General features: G+C 40.2%; 21 protein-coding genes and 1 pseudogene. 12 read left to right on the top strand and 10 right to left on the bottom strand.

Going from position 1 to position 20,813, the window contains the following annotated elements; translation table 11 throughout:
- Positions 1-11 precede the first annotated feature (11 nt).
- Positions 12-443: a PTS sugar transporter subunit IIA gene (locus tag BK583_RS17490; RefSeq protein ID WP_095149606.1), complete on the bottom strand. Its 432-nt coding sequence runs from the start codon at positions 441-443 to the stop codon at positions 12-14.
- A complete protein-coding gene (locus tag BK583_RS17485) occupies positions 443-2,350 on the bottom strand; it encodes a BglG family transcription antiterminator (RefSeq protein ID WP_055737226.1) in 1,908 nt (635 codons plus the stop codon). The genes BK583_RS17490 and BK583_RS17485 overlap by 1 nt, the downstream gene beginning before the upstream one ends.
- A gap of 185 nt (positions 2,351-2,535) precedes the next feature.
- Here BK583_RS17485 and BK583_RS17480 point away from each other — a divergent pair, with 185 nt between their 5' ends.
- A complete protein-coding gene (locus tag BK583_RS17480; RefSeq protein WP_055737227.1) occupies positions 2,536-2,868 on the top strand; it encodes a hypothetical protein in 333 nt (110 codons plus the stop codon).
- Positions 2,869-2,899: 31 nt separating this feature from the next.
- Here the strand turns inward: BK583_RS17480 and BK583_RS17475 are convergent, their stop codons facing one another.
- A complete protein-coding gene (locus BK583_RS17475; RefSeq protein WP_055737228.1) occupies positions 2,900-3,589 on the bottom strand; it encodes a hypothetical protein in 690 nt (229 codons plus the stop codon).
- A gap of 218 nt (positions 3,590-3,807) precedes the next feature.
- On the bottom strand, positions 3,808-4,491 hold the full coding sequence (locus BK583_RS17470) for a DUF554 domain-containing protein (RefSeq protein WP_038476940.1): 684 nt from the start codon (positions 4,489-4,491) through the stop codon (positions 3,808-3,810).
- A 197-nt stretch (positions 4,492-4,688) separates the two neighbouring features.
- Here BK583_RS17470 and BK583_RS20885 point away from each other — a divergent pair, with 197 nt between their 5' ends.
- From BK583_RS20885 to BK583_RS17450, 5 genes are all read left to right on the top strand, one after another.
- A complete protein-coding gene (locus BK583_RS20885; RefSeq protein WP_158318488.1) occupies positions 4,689-4,847 on the top strand; it encodes a hypothetical protein in 159 nt (52 codons plus the stop codon).
- Between the two features lie 402 nt (positions 4,848-5,249).
- Positions 5,250-6,722 (top strand): ribosomal protection-like ABC-F family protein, encoded by a 1,473-nt coding sequence (gene abc-f / locus BK583_RS17465; RefSeq protein WP_055737229.1) that lies wholly within the window; start codon positions 5,250-5,252, stop codon positions 6,720-6,722.
- Positions 6,719-7,615 (top strand): macrolide 2'-phosphotransferase, encoded by an 897-nt coding sequence (locus BK583_RS17460; protein ID WP_055737230.1) that lies wholly within the window; start codon positions 6,719-6,721, stop codon positions 7,613-7,615. Before abc-f ends, BK583_RS17460 begins: the two co-directional genes overlap by 4 nt.
- Positions 7,616-7,682: 67 nt before the next feature.
- The gene (locus BK583_RS17455; RefSeq protein ID WP_055737231.1) at positions 7,683-8,882 is read left to right on the top strand and encodes an amidohydrolase; all 1,200 of its coding nucleotides are present in this window, start codon (positions 7,683-7,685) and stop codon (positions 8,880-8,882) included.
- A complete protein-coding gene (locus BK583_RS17450; RefSeq protein ID WP_038476952.1) occupies positions 8,882-9,358 on the top strand; it encodes a nucleoside deaminase in 477 nt (158 codons plus the stop codon). The genes BK583_RS17455 and BK583_RS17450 overlap by 1 nt, the downstream gene beginning before the upstream one ends.
- Before the next feature lie 312 nt (positions 9,359-9,670).
- Here the strand turns inward: BK583_RS17450 and BK583_RS17445 are convergent, their stop codons facing one another.
- A complete protein-coding gene (locus BK583_RS17445; RefSeq protein ID WP_055737232.1) occupies positions 9,671-10,024 on the bottom strand; it encodes a nuclear transport factor 2 family protein in 354 nt (117 codons plus the stop codon).
- Positions 10,025-10,211: 187 nt separating this feature from the next.
- Positions 10,212-11,654, bottom strand: coding sequence for an aminotransferase class I/II-fold pyridoxal phosphate-dependent enzyme (locus BK583_RS17440; protein ID WP_055737233.1), 1,443 nt, complete (start codon positions 11,652-11,654; stop codon positions 10,212-10,214).
- 339 nt (positions 11,655-11,993) lie between these two features.
- Here BK583_RS17440 and BK583_RS17435 point away from each other — a divergent pair, with 339 nt between their 5' ends.
- From BK583_RS17435 to BK583_RS17425, 3 genes are read left to right on the top strand one after another with little or no spacing between them, the layout of a single operon-like run.
- Positions 11,994-13,304 (top strand): ABC transporter substrate-binding protein, encoded by a 1,311-nt coding sequence (locus BK583_RS17435; RefSeq protein ID WP_055737234.1) that lies wholly within the window; start codon positions 11,994-11,996, stop codon positions 13,302-13,304.
- A 12-nt stretch (positions 13,305-13,316) separates the two neighbouring features.
- Positions 13,317-14,243: a carbohydrate ABC transporter permease gene (locus tag BK583_RS17430; RefSeq protein ID WP_055737235.1), complete on the top strand. Its 927-nt coding sequence runs from the start codon at positions 13,317-13,319 to the stop codon at positions 14,241-14,243.
- Between the two features lie 13 nt (positions 14,244-14,256).
- On the top strand, positions 14,257-15,093 hold the full coding sequence (locus BK583_RS17425) for a carbohydrate ABC transporter permease (protein WP_038476961.1): 837 nt from the start codon (positions 14,257-14,259) through the stop codon (positions 15,091-15,093).
- Positions 15,094-15,222: 129 nt separating this feature from the next.
- Here BK583_RS17425 and BK583_RS17420 read toward each other — a convergent pair whose 3' ends face one another.
- On the bottom strand, positions 15,223-15,972 hold the full coding sequence (locus BK583_RS17420) for an SDR family NAD(P)-dependent oxidoreductase (RefSeq protein ID WP_038476964.1): 750 nt from the start codon (positions 15,970-15,972) through the stop codon (positions 15,223-15,225).
- 242 nt (positions 15,973-16,214) lie between these two features.
- On the opposite strand from BK583_RS17420, the gene BK583_RS17415 reads away from it, so the two are divergent.
- From BK583_RS17415 to BK583_RS17405, 3 genes and pseudogenes are all read left to right on the top strand, one after another.
- Positions 16,215-16,769: a class I SAM-dependent methyltransferase gene (locus BK583_RS17415; RefSeq protein ID WP_055737236.1), complete on the top strand. Its 555-nt coding sequence runs from the start codon at positions 16,215-16,217 to the stop codon at positions 16,767-16,769.
- Positions 16,770-16,918: 149 nt separating this feature from the next.
- The gene (locus tag BK583_RS17410; protein ID WP_055737237.1) at positions 16,919-17,218 is read left to right on the top strand and encodes a TIGR04104 family putative zinc finger protein; all 300 of its coding nucleotides are present in this window, start codon (positions 16,919-16,921) and stop codon (positions 17,216-17,218) included.
- A 51-nt stretch (positions 17,219-17,269) separates the two neighbouring features.
- Positions 17,270-17,506 (top strand): annotated as a pseudogene (locus BK583_RS17405) (DUF3977 family protein).
- A 39-nt stretch (positions 17,507-17,545) separates the two neighbouring features.
- On the opposite strand, the gene BK583_RS21320 reads toward BK583_RS17405, so the two are convergent.
- The 3 genes from BK583_RS21320 to BK583_RS17395 all read right to left on the bottom strand — a co-directional run bounded on the left by BK583_RS21320 (position 17,546) and on the right by BK583_RS17395 (position 20,675).
- Positions 17,546-17,671: a hypothetical protein gene (locus BK583_RS21320; protein WP_269083180.1), complete on the bottom strand. Its 126-nt coding sequence runs from the start codon at positions 17,669-17,671 to the stop codon at positions 17,546-17,548.
- A gap of 1 nt (position 17,672) precedes the next feature.
- A complete protein-coding gene (locus BK583_RS17400; protein ID WP_055737238.1) occupies positions 17,673-18,767 on the bottom strand; it encodes a response regulator aspartate phosphatase in 1,095 nt (364 codons plus the stop codon).
- 174 nt (positions 18,768-18,941) lie between these two features.
- Positions 18,942-20,675 carry an ABC transporter ATP-binding protein gene (locus BK583_RS17395; protein WP_055737239.1) on the bottom strand — a complete coding sequence of 578 codons (1,734 nt, stop codon included), beginning with the start codon at positions 20,673-20,675 and terminating at the stop codon, positions 18,942-18,944.
- Between the last annotated feature and the right edge of the window lie 138 nt (positions 20,676-20,813).

Here is a 20,813-nt window from a genome sequence, read left to right as displayed (position 1 = left end):
TTACCTCTCCTTTACATTAAGTTGAAAATCTCTTCTTTTGATTGAGCGTGGCGCAGTTGTTCGACTTTTTCTTCATTAATGAGTACGCTTGAAAGCCGTTCAATAAGCTTCAAATGTGCTTCTGTTCCAGTTGCAGAAAACGAGAACACAAGATCAACAGGGTCATTTTGTTCGCTTCCGAATGACACAGCCTCGTCAAGTATTGCTAGTGAGATAGCATCCTCATGTACGGCTTCACTTGGTCTAGCATGTGCCATGGCGATACCAGGACCAATCACAATGTATGGTCCATTTTCTTTGACAGAATGAATCATTTGAGCGATATACTCTTGCGTAATGGCTCCAGTACTTAACAGCAAAGATCCAGACGCTTGAATAGCTTCTTCCCAGTTGCTTGCTTTTACGTTAACGGCAACATGTTCTTTTCGTATCCATGTAGGCATCATGTCGCGTCCTTTCTTCCAATCCATTTTTGTAACAGCTGTGTTCGAGATGTTTCGTTTTCTAGATAGTGAAAGAGCTGTATAAAATCTTGGTTATGCGCTTCCTTCATAGCGAGGACGATAATCATCGTGACTTGTTCAGGATTAAGGTCGCCAAATTCAATCTCGTGTTCGAGTATCGTTAAACTAATGCCTTCTTTTTTTACATGCTCAGGGCTTGCATGAACAAAAGCCACTTTCGGAAGGAACACCATATAGGTTCCATTTCGTTCTACAGACATAATCATTTCTTGAATGTAGCTTTGTTCAATATAGCCTGCAGCGAGAAGGGGTTCGGACGCTAATGTGATGGCGTCTCGCCAATCGTTTGTCTTAATCGTGTGTATTTTTTCATCAAACAAAGAAGGTTCTACTAATGAAGCGTTTCCGTAGACCTCATTAAAGGAAGCTAGCTGTTTGCGATTCACAATTTTATGAGCCTCGTGTTGAATCAATCGCTTATCTTGGTCACTGAGTAATGGACTGACACGAAACCGTTTCGTCTGATGCCAGTGTGGAATGGAAATTTCCTGAGTGGTCAAGATAAAATCAGGACTTGTTTCTTGTAGAACTTGCTCAAGATCTTGGGTTCGGACTACATGAATAATGTGAAAACCAGGCTCAATTTGCTCTAGCTTTGTTGTTAAGATGGACGATGCTGCAAGCCCTGATGAACAGACAACCATTACGGTTGGTAAAAAGTCACGGCTTCTGCTCCGCTCGTAAGCGGCGCTAATGTGCATCGTAATATAGGCGACTTCGCTTGCTAATAAATGAATCCCCATATTGTATGTTAGTTGAAAAACCATTTCATAAATGGCGCGATACCGAACTTTAATTTCTTCGGTGTAGGGATTTTCAATTTCCACACCTTGTGACATCCGCATAAATGCAGCTTTGATGTGGTGTGTTAAATCATTCGTCAGTTTTTCATCTGCAAGAAAATTTGTATGCAGAACGGTTGATAGTTGAGACAATAAGTGCTCACAGAACTGACTCTCTCGGCTGTTTTTTCTGAAATGGGACGTTCCTTTCTGATACGAAACGACTTTTGCCTGATCAAATAAATCATCAAGAAACGCAGATTCATGTAAAACGGAACGCTCGTCTTCTACATGATCTTTAATAAACGTACCAATGACACCTAAATGAAAGTGGCGCTTATGCCGGTGTTCTTTTGGTACAAATACATAGCTTTTTGCGGTGATTTGTTTTTTCCACCAACATAAGAAAAGCGTGAAGACATCGATGGAGGATTCACTATAATGTACACCTCGCTCTGTTTGAACAAGCGAAAGCCATGTTTTCATAAGCTCCATTTCACGTTCATTAACATTTAACCAGTCCTCAATTCGATCCAAATCGGCTCGTTTGTCTCCGAGCATTTGATAAAATGCAAATCGCAGGCTTCGTTCAGTACCAATGACTTGAAATCCTTTCCAAGCCTGTTTGACAAGTTGCAAATCAAAGTGATCAAGCCATTCTTCCACATCAACCAAGTATTTGTGGACACTTGAGCGACTTAAAAAGAATTGATCCGCAAGCTCTTGAATCGTAAACGTTCCATTAATTGTGACGAACAGACTCATCATTAGTCGTTGAGTATGCTTGTCTGTACTTTCTTGCTTTCCTTCAATTAACTCGAACAGGTAAGGACGTTTGTCGTCTCCAACCCTTAAGCGAACGCCTTTTCCTGGCATTCTAGTCGTTGTCACTTGAATAGATTCTAAGCTGGTATCGATCGCATCTAAGTCATAGCGAATGGTTCGGCTACTAATATTTAACCATTTGGCTAAGAATTCAATAGTGACAAAGTGATCGCTTTCAAGTAATGTAAGCAAAATCGATTTTTGTCTAGAGGTCAACATAGGCATCACCCTTGTCTTTATAATAGCGGTAACTAAAATTCTTCCAAAGACTGAAAAATAGCACATATGTGGCAATGGGCTAACAGAGCATGGAGAAGACTCTATTAAGAGCATTATAGCGGTTTTTTATGTAAATAAAAGGGAATAGGGAAATAGAGGAATAAAGAGGAAGGAGCTGGTATGAGTTGAATTTTTTAGAAGAGGAAAAGCTTCGAAAGAAAGTAGTGATAAAAACATTTGTCTTCTTACCTGTTGCGGTAGTAACGGGTATGATTCTGGCGAATGTTGCTATGGAAAAGGGTGTCCCTAGTATTCGTCAACTACTGATTACCGTTTTAGCTAGTTATATCGTTACGACTGTTGTGTGGCTATTGCAGTCAGAAGATAAACAGATTGAAAGGGAAAGAAAGCTACAGAAACGTCTCGATCATAAATCTAAAATGAGGAGAGTAATAGAGGGGATTGGTGCTATTGTCGTAACCTACTTCATTATTAAGCTTGTTTATCCACTATTATAAAGACCGCTCAACTAAAAGAGCGGTCTACTTCTTATGAAAATAAATCAAACACCATTGTGTCTCGGACTGTCATACGAGCATAATAAGTTCCTGAAACGTCAACTCCGACACTAAATCCTGCCGCTTCAAAGCCAGCACGAGCACTAGCATCGATTTGTGTGACGATGGTTGTTTGTCCCGTTACAGTAAACTCTCTTACTGGAAAATCACCATGAAGAATATCCGTATTTGAATCTTCTAAAGTATGGGGACCGCTCCCTGTTGTCCACCATGCATCGCGAATGTCGACAACTTCTTCATAAATACCTTCAGCATTTTTAGTGACAACAAACCGTACATTTAAAACAACTTCAAGCCCGTTGTACTCCCTTGTGGAGAACATTTCCATAAATTCTTCAGTTGGTGGCACCGTTATCGGTGGAGGTAAAAGCGGATGATCATCTGCTGCTTGGACGGTATTTCGTAGGGTGATTTGTTCCAATAGGTCATTGGTTGTGAGATCTCTAATAAAGAGAGTATCGTTTTCCTTTTCAACGTTTACAAGATCTTCTGCGTAAGGTAACTCAATAAACAGACCGTTCAACTCTTCGTAGTAAACATTCTCCGGTGGAGTTGCGTGGACTTTTGCCGCGTCTGTCGATGCATGTGCATAAGAACTTCCTCCAGCCAAAATAAGGAAAAAAAGAATGGAGGTGGTAAGGCTGTAAAACCAGGTTTTCATAATAAAAACTCCCTTCAATATTTTGTTGTACATGAAGAGAGTTACCCGGCAGCCAACAAAAATAAGCGTAACTGATATTGGGAAATGTACGGTTTGTTAAGCCGTTATAAAAGGTTTGAGAGCATGGCATTACTCACTGAATGAATCCTTCAAATAGAGAAAATACCTGTTACAAGAGCTTTTTATTAACGATGATCATTGTCGATTTCTTGGGAAATCTAGTGGATCATACCCATTTTTAGTATAAAAAAGAGAACGGGAATGAGTAAAGCTGGTACTAAATTTAACGTTTTAAAGGAAGAGATTCCGACAATGTTTAGTCCTGTGCTCAGTATTAACAGCCCTCCAATGATTGAAATCTCGGTCAGTAATTCAGGAGTAAAGAAAAGGGAAGCAAAGCTTGCTAGAAAGTAAATACTTCCTTGCCAAAGAAGCAAAATGAAGGCAGAGAAAGCAATACTAAACCCGAACGTTGCGGCAAGTACAATAGAGGTGAAGCCATCGAGTATCGCATTCGAATAAAGATACGTATATTGATCATTTAATGCAGCTTCTATTGGCCCAACAATTGATAGCGTACCAACACAAAAAAGGAGAATAGCGGTCGTTACCCCTTCATTCGCTTGTCCTCTAAGTATGAAAGATAAGGCGCTACGAAACCGATCTTCAAATCGAGTCCACTCCCCAATAATGCCACCAAGCGCCATACTAATAATAAATAAGACAGGATATGCACTGTTTGGTAAATTGGTCGTAAGGGCACCAATGCCAAGGCCGATAACGGCGAGCCCCATCCCTTGAAGAAGGATCGTATGAAATCGATCTGATAATCCTTTCTTTAACACGGTTCCTATGAAACTACCAATAAGAATTGTTGCTACATTTACAAACGTCCCAATCATAGAAAAGCCTTCTTTCTTTGTCTGTCGTCAAACTAGTTGTTTTTCACTAGTATACTAATACATCTAAACGTAAAGTCAACGTGAACTTTATGAACAAAATAAATAAAATGAATAAAATACATCGTTATTATCTAAATTCTCTTGCAATTACCGGTGTATATACATAAGATAAAGAAAAGGTGTTTGCAGGAGGACCTATGAAATCAATGGATCATAACATGTGTGGGTTAATTATTGATTTTGAAGAACAGCTTGGTCGGAAAGTTAACGAGAAAGAGTGGATGTTCCTTCAGTGGGTGACTGCGAAGGCAAGAGAGCAGAATGAACTGGATTTTATCCAGCAATGTGACAAGTAAACAGAGCGTAAGGAATGTCTAGCCGTTTCACGACTGGAAAAGTTTTTCTTGACGTCATGGGTCATCTCATTTATAGTAACACTAACTTTAATGGTAGGAGGAATGTTAAGAATGTTACCAGCAAGATTACGCCAGCAAACTTTGAACAAACAGTAATTCTATATGTTCAAAGGCTCTGTTTTCATAAACAGAGTAAACGGGAGTAGTCTGCACATTTTTAACAACCTTCACCGGATAGAAGAAACGGGGAGAAAGGCAGATTAGGCTGTCTTTCTTTTTTTTTCGAAAAAAGGGAGACATGTCTTTGTTCTACCCTCGTTTACTCGTAACCACAGACGCCGTATGTCTGTGGTTTTTTGTGATGATGCGCCTTTTATCTCATCATGAAAAGGACGTGAAAGAATGGAACAATTAGTAGTAGAACTTAACGATATCCTTGTTACGTATGGAGATCAACTTATCTTGGAAATCGATCACCTGCATCTACACCAATGTGATCGCATTGGTATTGTTGGGGAAAATGGAAGTGGGAAAAGTACGCTTATAAATGTGCTTGAAGGGAGTATTCAATCAAGTAGAGGTCAAGTTCATCGGCATATTGACTTTGCTTCTTTCGCTCAAAAAGAAGCCCCTGGAAAAGGTAAGGTGGAGGGTGAATGGAGTAGTAGACTGGAGCTTCCGAATCAAAGTAGAGCAGACATGAGTGGTGGTGAGCAAACACGTCTCAAATTAGCACAGCTGTTTAGTGCTTATCGAGAGGGGATGTTACTAGATGAGCCCACCACTCATCTGGATGAAAAAGGAGTCGATTTTCTTATTGAAGAACTTCGCTATTATGTTGGTACTCTTGTCATCGTTAGTCACGATCGGTATGTATTGGATCAGCTTGTAACGACAATTTGGGAATTAAAAGACGGTCAAGTAAATGAGTATAGCGGGAATTATACTGCTTATGAAGCGCAAAAAAGATTGGAACAATCGATTCAACAAGAGCAGTATGAACAAATGAAAAAGGAAAAGAATCGTCTCTTAACTGCTGCAGAAGAGAAAAAGAAAAAAGCACGAAACGTAACGAGAGGGAACCGGTCGATGTCAAAGAAGGAGACGAAAGCGACAGCGAATCGCATGTTTATGACAAAATCGAAAGGAACGAGTGAAAAGTCTATTCAGCGAGCAGCAAAGGCACTTGAACAACGTGCTCAGCAACTGCCCGAAGTAGATGCCGTTGAACGTGAAAGACAGATTGTGTTTCATCAGCCAGCGTATTTACAACTTCATAATAAAGTGCCGATCTTTGCCAATCAATTAACGTTAAAAAAACACGGTCGCGTATTAATAGAAGACGCAAGCTTCCAATTTCCTTTAGGTAAAACCATTGCCATTACAGGTGAAAATGGGTCAGGGAAAACGTCGCTGTTACAATCAATTGTAAGTCAACATGAAGGGATAACGGTCTCGCCCAATGTTCGGTTTGGCATTTATCAACAATTTGATTTTCAGTGGAAAGAAAGACTTTCGGTTCTAGCATTTATTAAGCAAAATAGTGATCAGAGAGAGGCGAGAGTTCGTTCTGCATTAGCTAATATGGGCTTTTTTGGGAACGATTTAAGGAAATGTGTAAGTAAATTAAGTGGAGGAGAGTCTATCCGGCTACAGCTTTGTCATCTTTTCTTAGGTGAGTGGAATGTTCTGGTATTAGATGAACCAACTACTTTTCTGGATGTGAAAAGCATGAAAGCACTAGAACAATTTATTAAAGCATATGAAGGAACCATTATTCTTGTAAGTCATGATCGAACGTTTTTACATGAAGTAGCGGACGTGAAGTATACGATTAATAATCGCCAATTAATAAAGGGAGATGTTGGAGAATGAATCAAACAGAAATCATACAATTAGCTAGGCGCCATCAATTACAATTAGAGGAGAACTCTTTGAAAATAAATGAGTCTGGACTTGATTTTCGAGTAGTGCATGCAAAAGACACGACAGGTGAAAAATGGATTTTACGCATTCCTCGTAGAGAGGACTCCTTAAAACATAGTAAAAAAGAACAAGCAGCTTTAACGATCATAGACACACATGTAAGTTTTCAAGTCCCTCAGTGGACGATTTTTTCAAACGAGTTGATTGCCTATAAAGAGCTCGATGGTACACCGGCAGCGACCATTGATATGGAGCAGCAAGCGTACGTATGGATCTTTGATGAAACAAAACCTCCACATTCCTATCAGCAATCGCTAGGTAAGGTGATGGCGGACCTACACAATGTTTCAACGGATCAGATGGTACGAACTGGAGTTAATATGCTAAGTGGTACATCACTTCAATCTCATATGAGAGAAAGAATGAACCGTGTTAAAAATCATTTTGATATTCATCCAAAGCTATGGGCGCGTTGGCAAATGTGGCTAGAGAATGACTCGATTTGGCCGACTTTTTCAGGTGTGAAGCATGGAGATTTGCACCCGGGTCACATTTTGCTTAATGAACAATTCGAGGTAAGCGGTTTAATCGACTGGACGGAAGTAGCTGTTGGTGACGTGTCTGAGGATTTCGCAGCCCATTATCAACTTTTTGGAGAAGAGGGATTGGATCAATTACTTGTCACCTATGAGCAAGGAGGTGGGCGTGTGTGGAAAGGAATGAAGCAGCACATTATCGAGGTTCGTGCTGCGTCACCAATACTTGTTGCAGAATTTGCGTTGTCGTCAGGCTTAAACGATATGGTTGAAATGGCTAAACAGATGCTTTCATCTGATGGTTGAGGGCTGGATCAAAATGCTTTACTGACTGTTAATGAGCGGGTAGAGTAGAGGCAGTGAGGTGAAGGATATGGGTGAGTGGATACGAAATGTGCGTATGGAAACAGGTTTTGAAACAGAAGGGGACTTTGTATACGGCAGTAGAACCGAATCGTTCGATATACAGGTGGAGAACGGTAAGGTCATAGAGATACAGTCAGCCGGAAAACGAGATGGCTTTAATGCGTATGGAAATTTGTTACTACCAAGTTTACAAGAAATGCATTGTCATTTAGACAAAAGTAAGCTTGGTGTGCCGTGGCAACCAATTACACCAGCGAATTCGATTGTTGAGCGATTTACACAAGAAATAAAGGAACTCGATCAGTTAGATCTCTCATTACAAGAGCGTGCACGCAATTTAATCGATCTAGAATTGGCGAACGGCGTTACGTTCTTTCGATCCCATATCGACGTTCATCCTAAAGTTGGACAGCGGTATTTAGAAGAAGTACAAGACGTGTTACATCACTTTAAAGGAAAACTTGACTATGAACTCGTTGCGTTTCCTCAACATGGTATGCTGCGCTCCGATGCCTATGGAGAAGTGAAGCAAGCTTTGGAGGCTGGAGTAAATTTGATTGGGGGTGTAGACCCTTCTTCCCTTGATGGGGACGTAGAAAAATCCCTATCTCAAACCTTTGAGCTCGCTACAGCGTTTCAAATTCCAATTGACATTCATGTTCATGATCGTGGAGAGCATGGACGAGAAACAGTCAAGACGCTCCTCGATTACACAAAGCAAAGCGGTTTGCAAGGCAAGGTAGCGATTAGCCATGCATTTGGGTTGAACGACTTTGTTGGAGAAGAAAGGGCTGAAGTTTTTACAGAGTTAGCCAAGACAGGAATTTCAGTTGTATCAAGTGTTCCTATTACAGGTGTTATCCCACCTTTGGAAGAGTTACGGTCATATGGGGTACAGGTAAGAATTGGTTGTGACAATGTTTACGATTCTTGGTCTCCTTTTGGAACCGGTAAGGTTACGGAGAAGCTTAACCGCTATGCAGAAATGTTCCGTTTAACAAAGCACGATACGCTAACAAACGCACTCGAACTCATCACAGGTCAGCCGCTCTTGTTAGAAGAAGGTTTACCATGGCTTCAAGAAGGAATGGATGCTTCGTTTATTCTTGTTGATAGCTCTTCTACAGCAGAATTTGTTGCCAGACAAAACGACGTGATGGCTAGTTTTTTCAAAGGAAAGCTTGTTTATCAAAAGGGGGGTGTATGATGATTACGAGTGAGGATAAAGCCTATTTACTCCAGTGTATTGAACTAGCAAAGAAAGCGCTGGAAAACGGTGATGAACCGTTCGGATCACTTCTCGTTTCAGCAAAAGGAGACATCCTATTTGAAGACCATAATCATGTTTCTAGTGGTGACCAAACACAACATCCTGAATTTGCTATAGCCAGGTGGGCAGCCGCTCACTTAACAGCTGAAGAACGGAAGGTTGCCACTGTATACACGTCTGGTGAACATTGCCCAATGTGTGCAGCTGCTCACGGTTTAGTAGGGCTAGGCAGAATTGTCTATGTAAGCTCCTCAAAGCAATTGCGTGAATGGAAAAAGGAAATAGGGTTGGAGCCCGGCAACTTGCACCCTCTGGCTATTGAAGATGTAGTCAAATCGATTTCTGTTGATGGACCTGACGAAGAATTAGCAGAAGAAGTGAAACGTCTTCACGTCTTAAAGCATTCAACATAAAATGAAAAGAGGCTGGGACAAAAGTAGATAGACAGACCAAAATGACGAACATTCCTGAAAATAGGAACGTTCGTCGTTTATTTTCTATGAAAATGAGCGGAAGGAGAATCCGAAGACTCCTGGGGGATCAGCACGTGTCTGAAGACTCTGGAGTGGCAGTTTCCTACGGAGGAGGCTGAGGGCGTGTCTCCGGAAAGCGAAGGATTCTCCTGTAGCGGTGCTACTCAGCATATTTTAGACTATTCGTCTTTTCAAATACGACTTTTCGTTATGTCCCAGCCTCTTTTTAACGATCTCGTTAGAAAAAATACATTACTCTTTTGTTTGTTCATTTGCTATGGTTCCTTGGTGAAAAAAAAGTTTCCAATCCGTTCCGTCGTACTTCCAAATCGAACTTCTTAACGTTTCTCGGTTTAAACAATGGTTTTTCACTCGGTAAGTGGTGAGAGCGGCCTGTTCACCAAGTTGATGCATAGTCCAATCATGCAATGTTAATGTGTGAAGGCTTGCGCCATCGACGAAATCGTGGCGAGTGAAAACCTTCCCTGAACTCCCGAATTCAACAAAATCGTCCGCTAGTATGTGACCAAGCGCTTCACCAGATTCTCGGACCGCTCCACTTAGATGACATTCTTCCAATTGTTTAAGATGCATTTCCAGATTCATCGATTCACCCTCTCTACGAACCAGCTCATGATAGACTTTGACGTAAGTGCTATTTTTATTGTGTATAGAATATCGTACATCAATCAGCATGAAAGGTGAAGTTGAATAGAGGCATCAACGAAAAAAAGAGCTCTACTACTCCTGCTATAGGGCCTCAAACGCTAGAAAACTTTCTAGCCAAACATCGTTACGTCGGGTCCTTAACAACTGTCAGTTCCTCTAGCTGTGGATGCTGAGAACCAACGAACGTAGCTCCGCTAGTACGTTGATTGACGATAAAGTCAATGTGTTGCTTGGTAATTCTTTCACCTGGAATGAGAATGGGTATTCCAGGGGGATAGGAGATAACGAATTCTGTATTTATTTTACCGAGACTAGCTGAAAGAGGGACGAGTTGTTGCGGTGAGAAACTGGCTTTTCTTGGTGTCATGCTCATGACTGGTGCTGGTGGTTTCACTACAGGGTTCATTACTGATGAAGATTTTTGATAGCGAGCGACTAGTTTTTTGAGAGCACGAAATAATTTCTTTGCGTCTTTTTTTGTTGTTCCGATTGTGAAGATAGCTAAAGCGTAGCGAGTGTCAGCTAGTTCAAGTAGAATATTTGATTCTTTTTCTAGCAACTGTTTTAATTCATATCCAGAAAGGGGGAGTGTATCTATTTTTATGATGACTTTCGACTGATCAAGATCGAATGAAGCATCTGAGGAAAGTAGGTCATCTTTAGTCGGGCAAGAAATACCCGTTAGTGTGTTTACTTTTGTACGAAAATCCTCAGCAAGTGCCATTGCTCTCTGAAGTTGCAACCTTCCCGATTGTTCTAGCTGATAACGAGTTGAATCCAGAGAAGCAATGAGTTGAAAAGGACGCGAGGTGGACATTAAATAGTTCATTGCGTTCTGAACGTTCCGGAAGTCAACCAGCCCTTTTCGATAGAGAAGAATTGACGTTTGATTCATAGAGCCACCAAGTTTATGCAGACTTGTGGCTGCTAGGTCAGCCCCTGCTTCCATTGCACTAATAGGTAATTGAGGATGGAAAGGTAAATGAGCTCCATGTGCTTCATCTACAATAACAGGGATCTGTTTATCGTGAGCAATGGAAACAATGGTTTGTAAATCTGTGCAAACACCAAAATAGGTGGGGTTAATTAGTAAAATGGCTTGAATATTTGTATACTGATTGATTGCATGTATAAGCGAGTTCGCAGAGTAATGATGGGAAATGCCAAGGTCGTTATCAAATTCGGTCTCAAGAAAGAGAGGCTCCACACCGGCGAGGATCATTGCTCCTACGACAGAACGATGTACGTTCCTAGGCACAATCATTTTGCCGCCATCGTTACAGGTTGCCAAAATCATAGCCATGATGGCGGTACTCGTTCCTTGGGTGGATAGAATGCTTCGATCTGCATGATAGGCTTTTGCCATCTCATTGGCTACATCATTTAAAACGGATGGTTCTAAGACGTTAACATCGATCATATCAAGTTCAAACAAATGGCTTTTGGCTAGCTTACTAAATGTTGACTCTGTTCCGATCTTATGATGCCCTGGCGTATTAAAGTGAGTGCGTTTCTGAGCGAGAAACGCTTTTGCGAACTGGTCAGTTGGATAATTTCTTTTACCCAAGGTGCTCACACCCTTAATTTGTATAAATAGACAGTAACTTTCTCTACTATAGTAAGCAGGAGTATGACAAGGGTGACAAAAACAGATGAATGACGTGCAATATCAATCAAGAACACGGTTTTATACATAATGATTTCGTTGAGATAGAGTGGTGAAGATTTGAGCCAATGACAAATAATCGAAATTATTAGGCATTTTTAGCGTATAATCCTCAACTTGAGCATGGTACCCTAATAATAAATTAAGTGATACAGGCACGATTCTTAAAGTGACTAAAGAAACGGTAAAAGTGTTTCCAAGTAAATGAAAACGCTTACTCATGAGAAGGGGGTACAGGTTTTGTCAGTCATAAGAAGGAGAGGACGTTGGGTTTTTCCTAGTTTGACAAGTGTTGTCGCTGTTATGGTGTTAGCGGGGTGTTCAGCAGAGGAATCCGATGCCATTGAAGAAACGATTACGATTGAAGGAAAGACAACTGTTACTTACTGGCATAATCATACCGGTAGAGGGCTTGAAGCAATTCGCCAAGTTGTATCCGATTTTAACGAGAGTCAAGATGATATATTTGTGCAAGAAATTTATAGTGCTTCAACAGAAGGGGACGATCAACGCTTACTGACAGCGATTGCTGGAGGAAACCCACCTGATCTTGCTCATTTTGACCGCTTTAAAGTCGCTCAATATGCAGCTGAAAATTCATTAGAACCACTTACACCGTTTATTGAAAACGATCAATATGATATGGGCTTATATTACGATTACGCTGTTGACGAGACGACTTATGAAGATGATATTTATGCCATGCCAATTACAACAGATTCCCGTCTATTGTTTTATAATAAAGACCGCTTTCAAGAAGTTGGCCTTGATCCAGAAAATCCACCAACGACCATAGAAGAATTGGAAGACGCTATTGAAAAGTTGTCTACTATTGAGGACGGGCGAGTAGAGGAGTTAGGAATGGTTCCCTGGACCGCTCAAGGATGGTTGTATACATGGGCTTGGACTTTCGGCGGCGATTTCTATGATATGGAGACGAATACGTTAACCATTGATCATCCTAAAAATGTTGAGGCACTAGAATGGATCGTGTCAATCGCAGATCAATACGATGCTGCAACCGTAACGAGTTTTGATACGGCTCAAGGGAGTAATGAAATGGACCCCTTTATTCAAGGGATTTATAGTATGAAAGTCGATGGTCCCTTTTCCATATCAACGATTCAGCAATATAAACCGGATCTAAATTATGGTGTCACACCGATACCAACACCAACTGGAGATGATTTCGCCACATGGTCAGGTGGGACATCTGTCATTATTCCAAAAGGTGCCCATCATGCTGAAGAAGCATGGGAGTTTATGAAGTACTTTGGTAGTTATGAGGGGCAAATCACCTACAGTGAAATCAATAATCAAATGTCTGTTATTGATAAAGTGAACGAAGATTTGTATCAGGATGATCCGATAATGACTGAATTTATTGATATTTTACCGAACTCAAATGCACGACCACCTATTCCTAGTGGCCAACTGTTGTGGAATGAATTAGACAGAGCGGTAGAATACGCTATTCATGGAAGAGGAGAGCCACAAGAGCTTTTAGAGCGTGTTCAAAGAAGGGTAAACCAAGCAGAAGCTGAGGAATAGGAGGAATTCAATATGGCGCAACTTGAAACGAATAAACCAACCAAAGTAAGAGTGAATAAGCGACGATCAAACGAAAACCTTACAGGCTGGCTGTTTGCGATGCCTTGGGTAATTGGGCTACTACTCTTTTTTGGCTACCCATTGCTTTCGTCTATGTATTACAGCTTTACAGACTTCAGTATTCTTCAAAGTGGAGAATTTATAGGATTAGCTAATTACCGTGAGCTGTTTCAAGATGATTTATTTTGGATTTCCATATATAACACCATATATTTTGCTGTCTTTTTTGTACCACTTAGTATCATCTTTGGTGTCGCTCTTGCAATGGTGCTGAACATGAAGGTAAAGGGAATGGTGGTCTATCGAACAATCTTTTTTTTACCAACACTTGTACCACATGTGGCTTTGGCTATTTTATGGGTATGGCTCTTAAACCCCCAGTTCGGATTAGTCAATGCGATGCTTGATTTTGTCGGCATTCAAGGGCCACCATGGCTAGGAAGTACGTTCTGGTCAAAGCCGGCACTCATATTAATGTCGCTTTGGGGAATTGGGCAAGCGGTCATTATTTATTTAGCCGGGTTAAGTGATATTTCTCAAGAATATTATGAAGCAGCTGAAGTAGACGGCGCAACATTCTTACAAAAAACCTTTAAAATTACGTTGCCTTTGCTAACACCGGTTATCTTTTTTAACTTGGTGATGGGTTTTATCGGTGCTTTTCAACAATTCACATTGCCCTATGCCATGACGAATGGAACAGGAACACCAGCTGATTCATTAACCTTTTACGTCATGTATTTATACGATAATGCATTTAGCTATTTTAGAATGGGCTATGCTTCGGCAATGGCGTGGATTTTGTTTCTCATTATTCTAGTACTAACGAGTCTTGTCTTCTGGAGTTCAAAAAAATGGGTTCACTATCAAGGTGATTGAGGAGGAATGAGAAGTGGAAGCAACTGCAAAGAAGCGTTTTAAAAAGATTTATGCACATACTGTTTTAATAATCGCGTCCATCATCTTTCTCGTTCCATTTATTTGGATGGTGTCAACGTCGTTTAAACCGATCACACAAGTATTTAGTTTTCCACCTGAATTTATCCCTCGTCCTTTTCAATGGGAAAATTATATAGAAGCGACTCAATACATCCCATTTTGGACGTACACATATAACACCGCAGTGATCACAGGATTAAGCACATTAGGCGTAGTCATTTCTTGCCCAATTGTTGCTTATAGCTTCGCAAAGTTACGCTGGCGTGGACGCAACGTGATGTTCGCCATTACCATTGCTGTCATGATGATACCAGCTCAAGTAACAATGATTCCGTTATTCTTACTTTTTAATCAATTCGGTTGGGTAGGAACGAATTTACCTCTTATTGTGCCAGCATTTTTTGGGGTTCCGTTCTCTATTTTCCTTTTACGTCAGTTTTTTAAAGGATTGCCAGATACATTAAGAGAAGCAGCAAAGATTGATGGAGCAAGTGAGTGGCGAATTTACTGGCAGATTATGTTTCCGTTAGCGAAACCAGCCATTCTAGCTATTGCGTTGTTTCAATTCATGGCTTCATGGACAGATTTTCTTGGACCGCTCATTTATTTAACAGAAGAAGCATCTTACACACTATCATTAGGTTTACAACAATTTCAAAACCAACAAGGGTCTCAATGGCATCTAATGATGGCGGTTTCCACCATGATGACATTACCGATTATCGTTCTTTTCTTCTTTATGCAAAAAACGTTTATTAATGGCATTACCTTTACAGGAATAAAAGGATAGTAAAAAATAAAAGACGAATGCCCAAGATTTAATAAGTTCCTTCCAGTGTCTCACTTTTTTACGTGTCGACTAGATAGGAAACTGTTCATGGGAATCATTCGTCTTTTTGTTGTATTCTAAGCATTTGATTTACTTTGTTTTAAAGCTTAAGAAGCCATCGTCAACCGGAATGGTTTGACCGTTTACAGCATTGGCTGCGTCTGTAAATAAAAACGTAACGACATTTGCGACTTGCTCAGGTTTAATTAATTGTTGTCGCATGTGTAGTTGGGCAAGTTGTTCTTTCGCCTCATCTGAGTCACCTAAAATGGGGGTATCAATAAATCCTGGTGCAACGCCAACAGAACGAATGCCATAATCAGAAAGTTCTAAGGCTGCTGATTTTGTCATCATCACAACGGCTGCTTTCGCTGCATTGTAATTAAAACTGCCTAAGGCAGCAATAGAGCCGTAAATGGATGCTGTATTCACAATTGTTCCTTTTACACCTAATTCAACCATTTTCTTCGCAGTATAGTAAATACCGTAATAAACACTATGCTGATCAACGTCTATGACTTTATGATAAGATGCAGGATCTAGTTCAAGCAGTGGCTTTACAAGCCCGATACCGGCATTGTTAAAAATACCATTAATTGTATTGAATTTTTCTACGGTCCAATGAACCATTGCTTCTACTTCTTCTGCTTTTGAGACGTCGACTTTATAAGAAACAACTTTATCTGCAAGATCCATTTCTGTTGCGAGTGATGCTGCCGCTTCACTGTTAAAATCAGCAATCACAACTGACGCTCCCTTAGCTGCAAGTTGTTTAACGGTTTCTTTACCAATACCACTCGCGCCACCTGTTACGATAATTGCTTGTCCTTCCATTTCCATAAGAATCCCTCCTATATCGTTAGCGATTGCACGCTTTACTAAGCTTACCTTGATTGAAGCTCATTATACGCTTTCCAATTTAAGCCGCAAGTAGGCACCTTCATGTGACTTAGTAGCATGAAGGATAGTGAGCATAAGAAAATAGGGTCGTTATAAATATGAAGCATAAAGCTGTACAAATCTTTTTCTTTTTATTATAGTTATTAAAGAGTTATTATATCTATTATTTAGGGGGATAAAAAATGAACAATCGGATCCAACGTAAAATAGCAAATTTAGAAGGGTTACAACGGTTTCCTGCTGAAGACTTATTTTCGTACTTTACAATTAATAAAAAGGATACGATTTTGGATGTTGGTACCGGAACAGGCTATGTGGCTCGTGCCGTGGCAACTAAAGTCGACAAAGTGTACGCACTTGATTCAGACAAAGACATTTTAGCGTATCTCATGAAAACAAGTGACGAAAGCGGCATTCATAACATTGAACCTATTGTTGGAGATTTTAAAACAATACCAATTCCCAAAGATCATGTCGATACAGCGATTGCCTCTATTTCTTTACATGAAGTGAAGCCGTTATCTGTTGTGTTAGACCAAATTCGATCAACTCTAAAGCAAGGTGGAGTATTTGTCTGCATTGATATAGAGAAAACGGAAAACGTGTCAGGACCAAGAGTCTTCTCTGGAGAAATGGAACAGGAAATGATGAATGCTGGGTTTACCATTGTTACTAAATCATTTCCTGCAATGAAGCTAGGTAAGGAGCCACTTTATGTAATTGTAGGCAGAAAATGAAGAAGAAATGCATGTAAGCGTGGTGGGCTTCATAACGAATCCACTTCGCTGTTTACATTCAATGAAGGGCATTGGAAAACGGAAGTGGATTAACGGGTACAGTAGCTTCTTTTGTCATGGTACAATGAAAAAAAAGGAGGAGATGCTTGATGAATTTGCCAAGTTGTTGGTCGTGTCAATATACTTACTCCTATAAACAAGCGTACGTATGTACATTTGCAAAAACTAAATGCCCATCCTGCGGAGAGAAGCAGTACCAGTCAAAGCGAAGTAAGCTAAATTTTGGTTTGATCTTTCTTATGGCATTTATTCCTTTGTTTATTGTTAGGACGTTTACCGCTATTTCATTTCTAGCGTATATAGGTATGATGTTGCTCTTGTTTGTCGTTGTTTCTTTTCTTTTGCCTTTTTGTTATCGCTTTACAGAGGAGCAGAAAAGTTATTTTTAGAATGGAACGGGCTGCTTGACTGGAAGCGTTTTATTAGAGGAGACGTTGCGAATGAAATATATTGAGTGTGGGTGGGGGAATCGTTGGTTGTTGCGAACCGAAGTCGAGTATAGAGATGGAACCGAAATGGAATATAGGGGCTGAAAAGGCCCGGTATCGGTTCGCTCTCTCTATTTGCGACTATGGGTTGGTCACACCATTCTCATCCTAGATAGCAAAGAAGGGGTAAAGAAGCAACAAAAGACGCAATCGCGATTTAAATGTGTAGTTGGACTTGTGAGTGAGTAGAAGAATTTAAATAGAACCCTTGTGGTTCTATTAGTACATTTAATGACCGGTATCAGCTTTAGAATGTGCGTCTATAGGAGCATCAACAAGCTCACCGATACTTGTGGTTGAGGAAAAAGAAAAGAACAATATGGTTAGTAAGGCTATGGGAGCCCATTTTTTCATATTAATCAACCCCTAATTTTAATAGGTTTTTCTTTGAAGAATAAGCTTCGCGTAAATATTTTAGAGAGAGATCAGTTTGCTTCTGTTTTTCAAAATAGATCGCTAATTCATCTGCCATTTCTTCAATTTCGAAGTGTAGGTCATGGTCTTTTAACATTTGGAGAGACCGGTCAATGAGATAATGGTTCTCGTCAACGTACAAGCCCTTTAATATGGAACAATTTGCAATGAATTCTGTCATATTAAAATGCTTTGCCTCTTGTAATCCTTCTTTTAAGAAAATAACTGCGGTTTCCATTTCATTAAGCTTGAATAGCGTTAAAGCTAAATTATATTTTGTTTTTGTGATGAGTGGGTTTGTTTGTGTCCCCATCTTTTCTAAGACCTTCTCATAATATCCTCTTGCGGCAGAATAGTTTTTGTAACGATATTCATTAATACCGAGCATACGAAGAACAATGACTTCAGCAACGGGGTAGTTACGTGCACTTACAAGATTTTCTTGCAAGATGTCATGTGCTTTTTCGTAATTATCTGTTTCAGAAAATAAACCAGCTAACAAGTTATAACTGAAAATGGTTTTTTCTGTGTACTGAAGACGTTTGAACGTAACAATTGCATCTTCTAAGTATGAGCTAGCAAATACATATTGATTTATTCTGTATAAACTTGACCCCATGTAATAATGAAATTCTGCCTCTTCTGCGTCATCTTTTACATATTCTAGCAACCGCTCTGCTTTACGAAATAATTTAATTGCACTGCGATAATGCTCTTGAAGAAATTCATGCTGACCACTAATAAAATAATAGTAATAATGTAGGAGATTATCCATGGAGCTTTTTACAATAGGGTCAATGCGATTAAACATTTCGTCGCCTGCTTCTCTATCTGTTGTTTGATCCATCATCATGTTAAAGCGGTACTCGACAAGGGAGTAATAAGCAAGAATTTGGTCACTTTCCTCCATTTTTTTAAGCATGTCCTTAATTTCAGCTTGCAGATGAATCGCTTGATCAACGGATCGAGCAATAATGCAACTGTACCATTCTACAATCTTCGCCCCGACAATTTCTGAGCGAATGAAGTCCGACATATGTAACCCCCTCCTTTCTTCGTATATGGTTTATTTTACTAATAAAAGGGAATTCATGTAAGAACTATTTGATATTTCCCAATACGCTATTTGTTTATTTTTAGGTAACGTGTATTCATAAAAATACACCACCAGTAACTGCTCGACAGCTACCGATGGTGTTAGACGCGTTGTTCAGACATTCGTAGTGATTTTCTCATATACAGCCGATCTAGCAACCCAATGATGTGAGGCTTGTTCAACCAATTCATGATCTGCCTCTTCTTCAATAAAGGGTAATGGCAGCGTCGGAACTGGCTCATAGCGACGCAGGCTAGGATTGGTAATCGGTATGGCAGCCAACAAATTTTTTGTGTAAGGGTGGTGGGGGTGTTCGAAAATCCTTTTTGTCGATCCCATTTCGACTATTCTCCCCTTGTACATAACAGCGACGCGATCGCAAAATTGCTGGACCATCGAGAGATCATGGGCAATAAAGAGATATGTTAGCCCAAGCTTCTGTTGAAGGTCTTTGAGTAGCTCGATCATTTGGGTCTGAATGGATGCATCGAGTGCAGAAAGAATTTCATCACACACAATAAGCTTTGGTTGAACTGCCAGTGCCCGCGCAATGCCAATTCGTTGTCGTTGCCCACCTGAGAATTCGTGAGGGTAGCGATAAGCCATGTCACGGTCTAAGCCTACTAATGTCAGGAGTTCAACGACACGGGTGTAACGCTCTTGCTTCGTCTGTACTAATTGATGCAAATCAAGTGCTTCGCCAATACTATCAATAATTTTCAGGCGTGGATCTAATGAGGCATATGGGTCCTGAAAGATAATTTGAATATGGCGACGCATGTGTTTTAATTCGTTTGGTGTCAGATGCCCTAGGTCAAAGCCTTCATATAGAACTTCTCCACTAGTCGGTTTATGCAAATGAAGCAGCGAACGACCAGTTGTTGATTTTCCAGATCCAGATTCACCGACAAATCCAAATGACTCGCCTTCATAAATGGTAAAGGAAACATCGTTGACTGCTTTCGTTACATGCCCTTTTGCTAATTGAAAATACTGTTTTAAGTTGCGAACTTGAAGCAGCGGCTTGTTATCTGAAAAAGTAGGTTCTTCTTTATCCGTCATCATCTTAGGAAAAGCATCCAGTAAGCGCTTCGTATAAGGATGTTGTGGGTAATCAAAGATGTCTGTTGCCTGATTTTCCTCTACAATTTCTCCTTCTTTCATTACGATTACTCGATCACACAGTTCTGCTACGACACCGAAGTCGTGTGTAATAAGCAAAATGGATGTACCTGTCTCAGCTTGAATGTCTTTTAATAAATCTAATAGTTGAGCTTGCACCGTTACATCGAGTGCGGTAGTTGGTTCATCTGCAATAAGGAGGCGAGGTTTGCATGCAAGAGCGATGGCAATAACGATGCGCTGCCTCATTCCGCCTGAAAATTCATGAGGGTACTGTTTAAATCGCTGTTCAACTTCTGCAATGCCGACTTTTTCCATTAGTACCAATGCTTCTTGTTTAGCTTTATGAGGGGGAAGCTTCTGATGTTTCCGAATGCTTTCTGTTATTTGTTTGCCAACTGTCTTAGTCGGATTTAAAGATGTCATTGGATCTTGGAACACCATTCCAATTTCTTTACCACGAATACGCTGCATCTTTTTCTCAGGTAAATCTAGTAAATTAGTTGATAAGAATTCAATTTGACTGTCATCACCATAGACAGCAGAAGGAGAAAGTAGTTGCATAATCGCTTTCGCTGTGACGCTCTTGCCACTACCTGATTCTCCAACGATGCCAAGGGTTTCTCCTTTATTAATTGTGAAACTTATCTGTTTGACCGCTTCAATATAATCATCACCATTTATAAAGCCAACTGATAAGTCTGAGATGCGCATTAATTGCTCCATTGAAAATCCTCCGTTTACGTTCTTTTTCTTATCATAAAATTAAATCCCGATTAAATCAATATACTTAATTGACTTAACAGACAAGCGATGCTATATTCATACATACATTTATAGATTTTTTTATAGTTGGAGGTGATG

The organism is Shouchella oshimensis, from assembly GCF_002019765.1.
Taxonomy (GTDB): Bacteria; Bacillota; Bacilli; order Bacillales; family Bacillaceae_D; genus Shouchella; species Shouchella oshimensis.
The sequence above is the reverse complement of the archived record's forward strand: the minus strand, read 5'-3'. Positions and strand labels throughout refer to the sequence as shown.

Bases quoted from the DNA above. Each gene is read 5' to 3' on its own strand.
- BK583_RS17490 (WP_095149606.1), bottom strand. From the start codon at position 443: ATGCCTACATGGATACGAAAAGAACATGTTGCCGTTAACGTAAAAGCA.
- BK583_RS17485 (WP_055737226.1), bottom strand. From the start codon at position 2,350: ATGTTGACCTCTAGACAAAAATCGATTTTGCTTACATTACTTGAAAGC.
- BK583_RS17475 (WP_055737228.1), bottom strand. From the start codon at position 3,589: ATGAAAACCTGGTTTTACAGCCTTACCACCTCCATTCTTTTTTTCCTT.
- BK583_RS17470 (WP_038476940.1), bottom strand. From the start codon at position 4,491: ATGATTGGGACGTTTGTAAATGTAGCAACAATTCTTATTGGTAGTTTC.
- BK583_RS20885 (WP_158318488.1), top strand. From the start codon at position 4,689: ATGAAATCAATGGATCATAACATGTGTGGGTTAATTATTGATTTTGAA.
- abc-f (WP_055737229.1), top strand. From the start codon at position 5,250: ATGGAACAATTAGTAGTAGAACTTAACGATATCCTTGTTACGTATGGA.
- BK583_RS17460 (WP_055737230.1), top strand. From the start codon at position 6,719: ATGAATCAAACAGAAATCATACAATTAGCTAGGCGCCATCAATTACAA.
- BK583_RS17455 (WP_055737231.1), top strand. From the start codon at position 7,683: ATGGGTGAGTGGATACGAAATGTGCGTATGGAAACAGGTTTTGAAACA.
- BK583_RS17450 (WP_038476952.1), top strand. From the start codon at position 8,882: ATGATTACGAGTGAGGATAAAGCCTATTTACTCCAGTGTATTGAACTA.
- BK583_RS17445 (WP_055737232.1), bottom strand. From the start codon at position 10,024: ATGAATCTGGAAATGCATCTTAAACAATTGGAAGAATGTCATCTAAGT.
- BK583_RS17430 (WP_055737235.1), top strand. From the start codon at position 13,317: ATGGCGCAACTTGAAACGAATAAACCAACCAAAGTAAGAGTGAATAAG.
- BK583_RS17420 (WP_038476964.1), bottom strand. From the start codon at position 15,972: ATGGAAATGGAAGGACAAGCAATTATCGTAACAGGTGGCGCGAGTGGT.
- BK583_RS17415 (WP_055737236.1), top strand. From the start codon at position 16,215: ATGAACAATCGGATCCAACGTAAAATAGCAAATTTAGAAGGGTTACAA.
- BK583_RS17410 (WP_055737237.1), top strand. From the start codon at position 16,919: ATGAATTTGCCAAGTTGTTGGTCGTGTCAATATACTTACTCCTATAAA.
- BK583_RS21320 (WP_269083180.1), bottom strand. From the start codon at position 17,671: ATGAAAAAATGGGCTCCCATAGCCTTACTAACCATATTGTTCTTTTCT.
- BK583_RS17400 (WP_055737238.1), bottom strand. From the start codon at position 18,767: ATGTCGGACTTCATTCGCTCAGAAATTGTCGGGGCGAAGATTGTAGAA.
- BK583_RS17395 (WP_055737239.1), bottom strand. From the start codon at position 20,675: ATGGAGCAATTAATGCGCATCTCAGACTTATCAGTTGGCTTTATAAAT.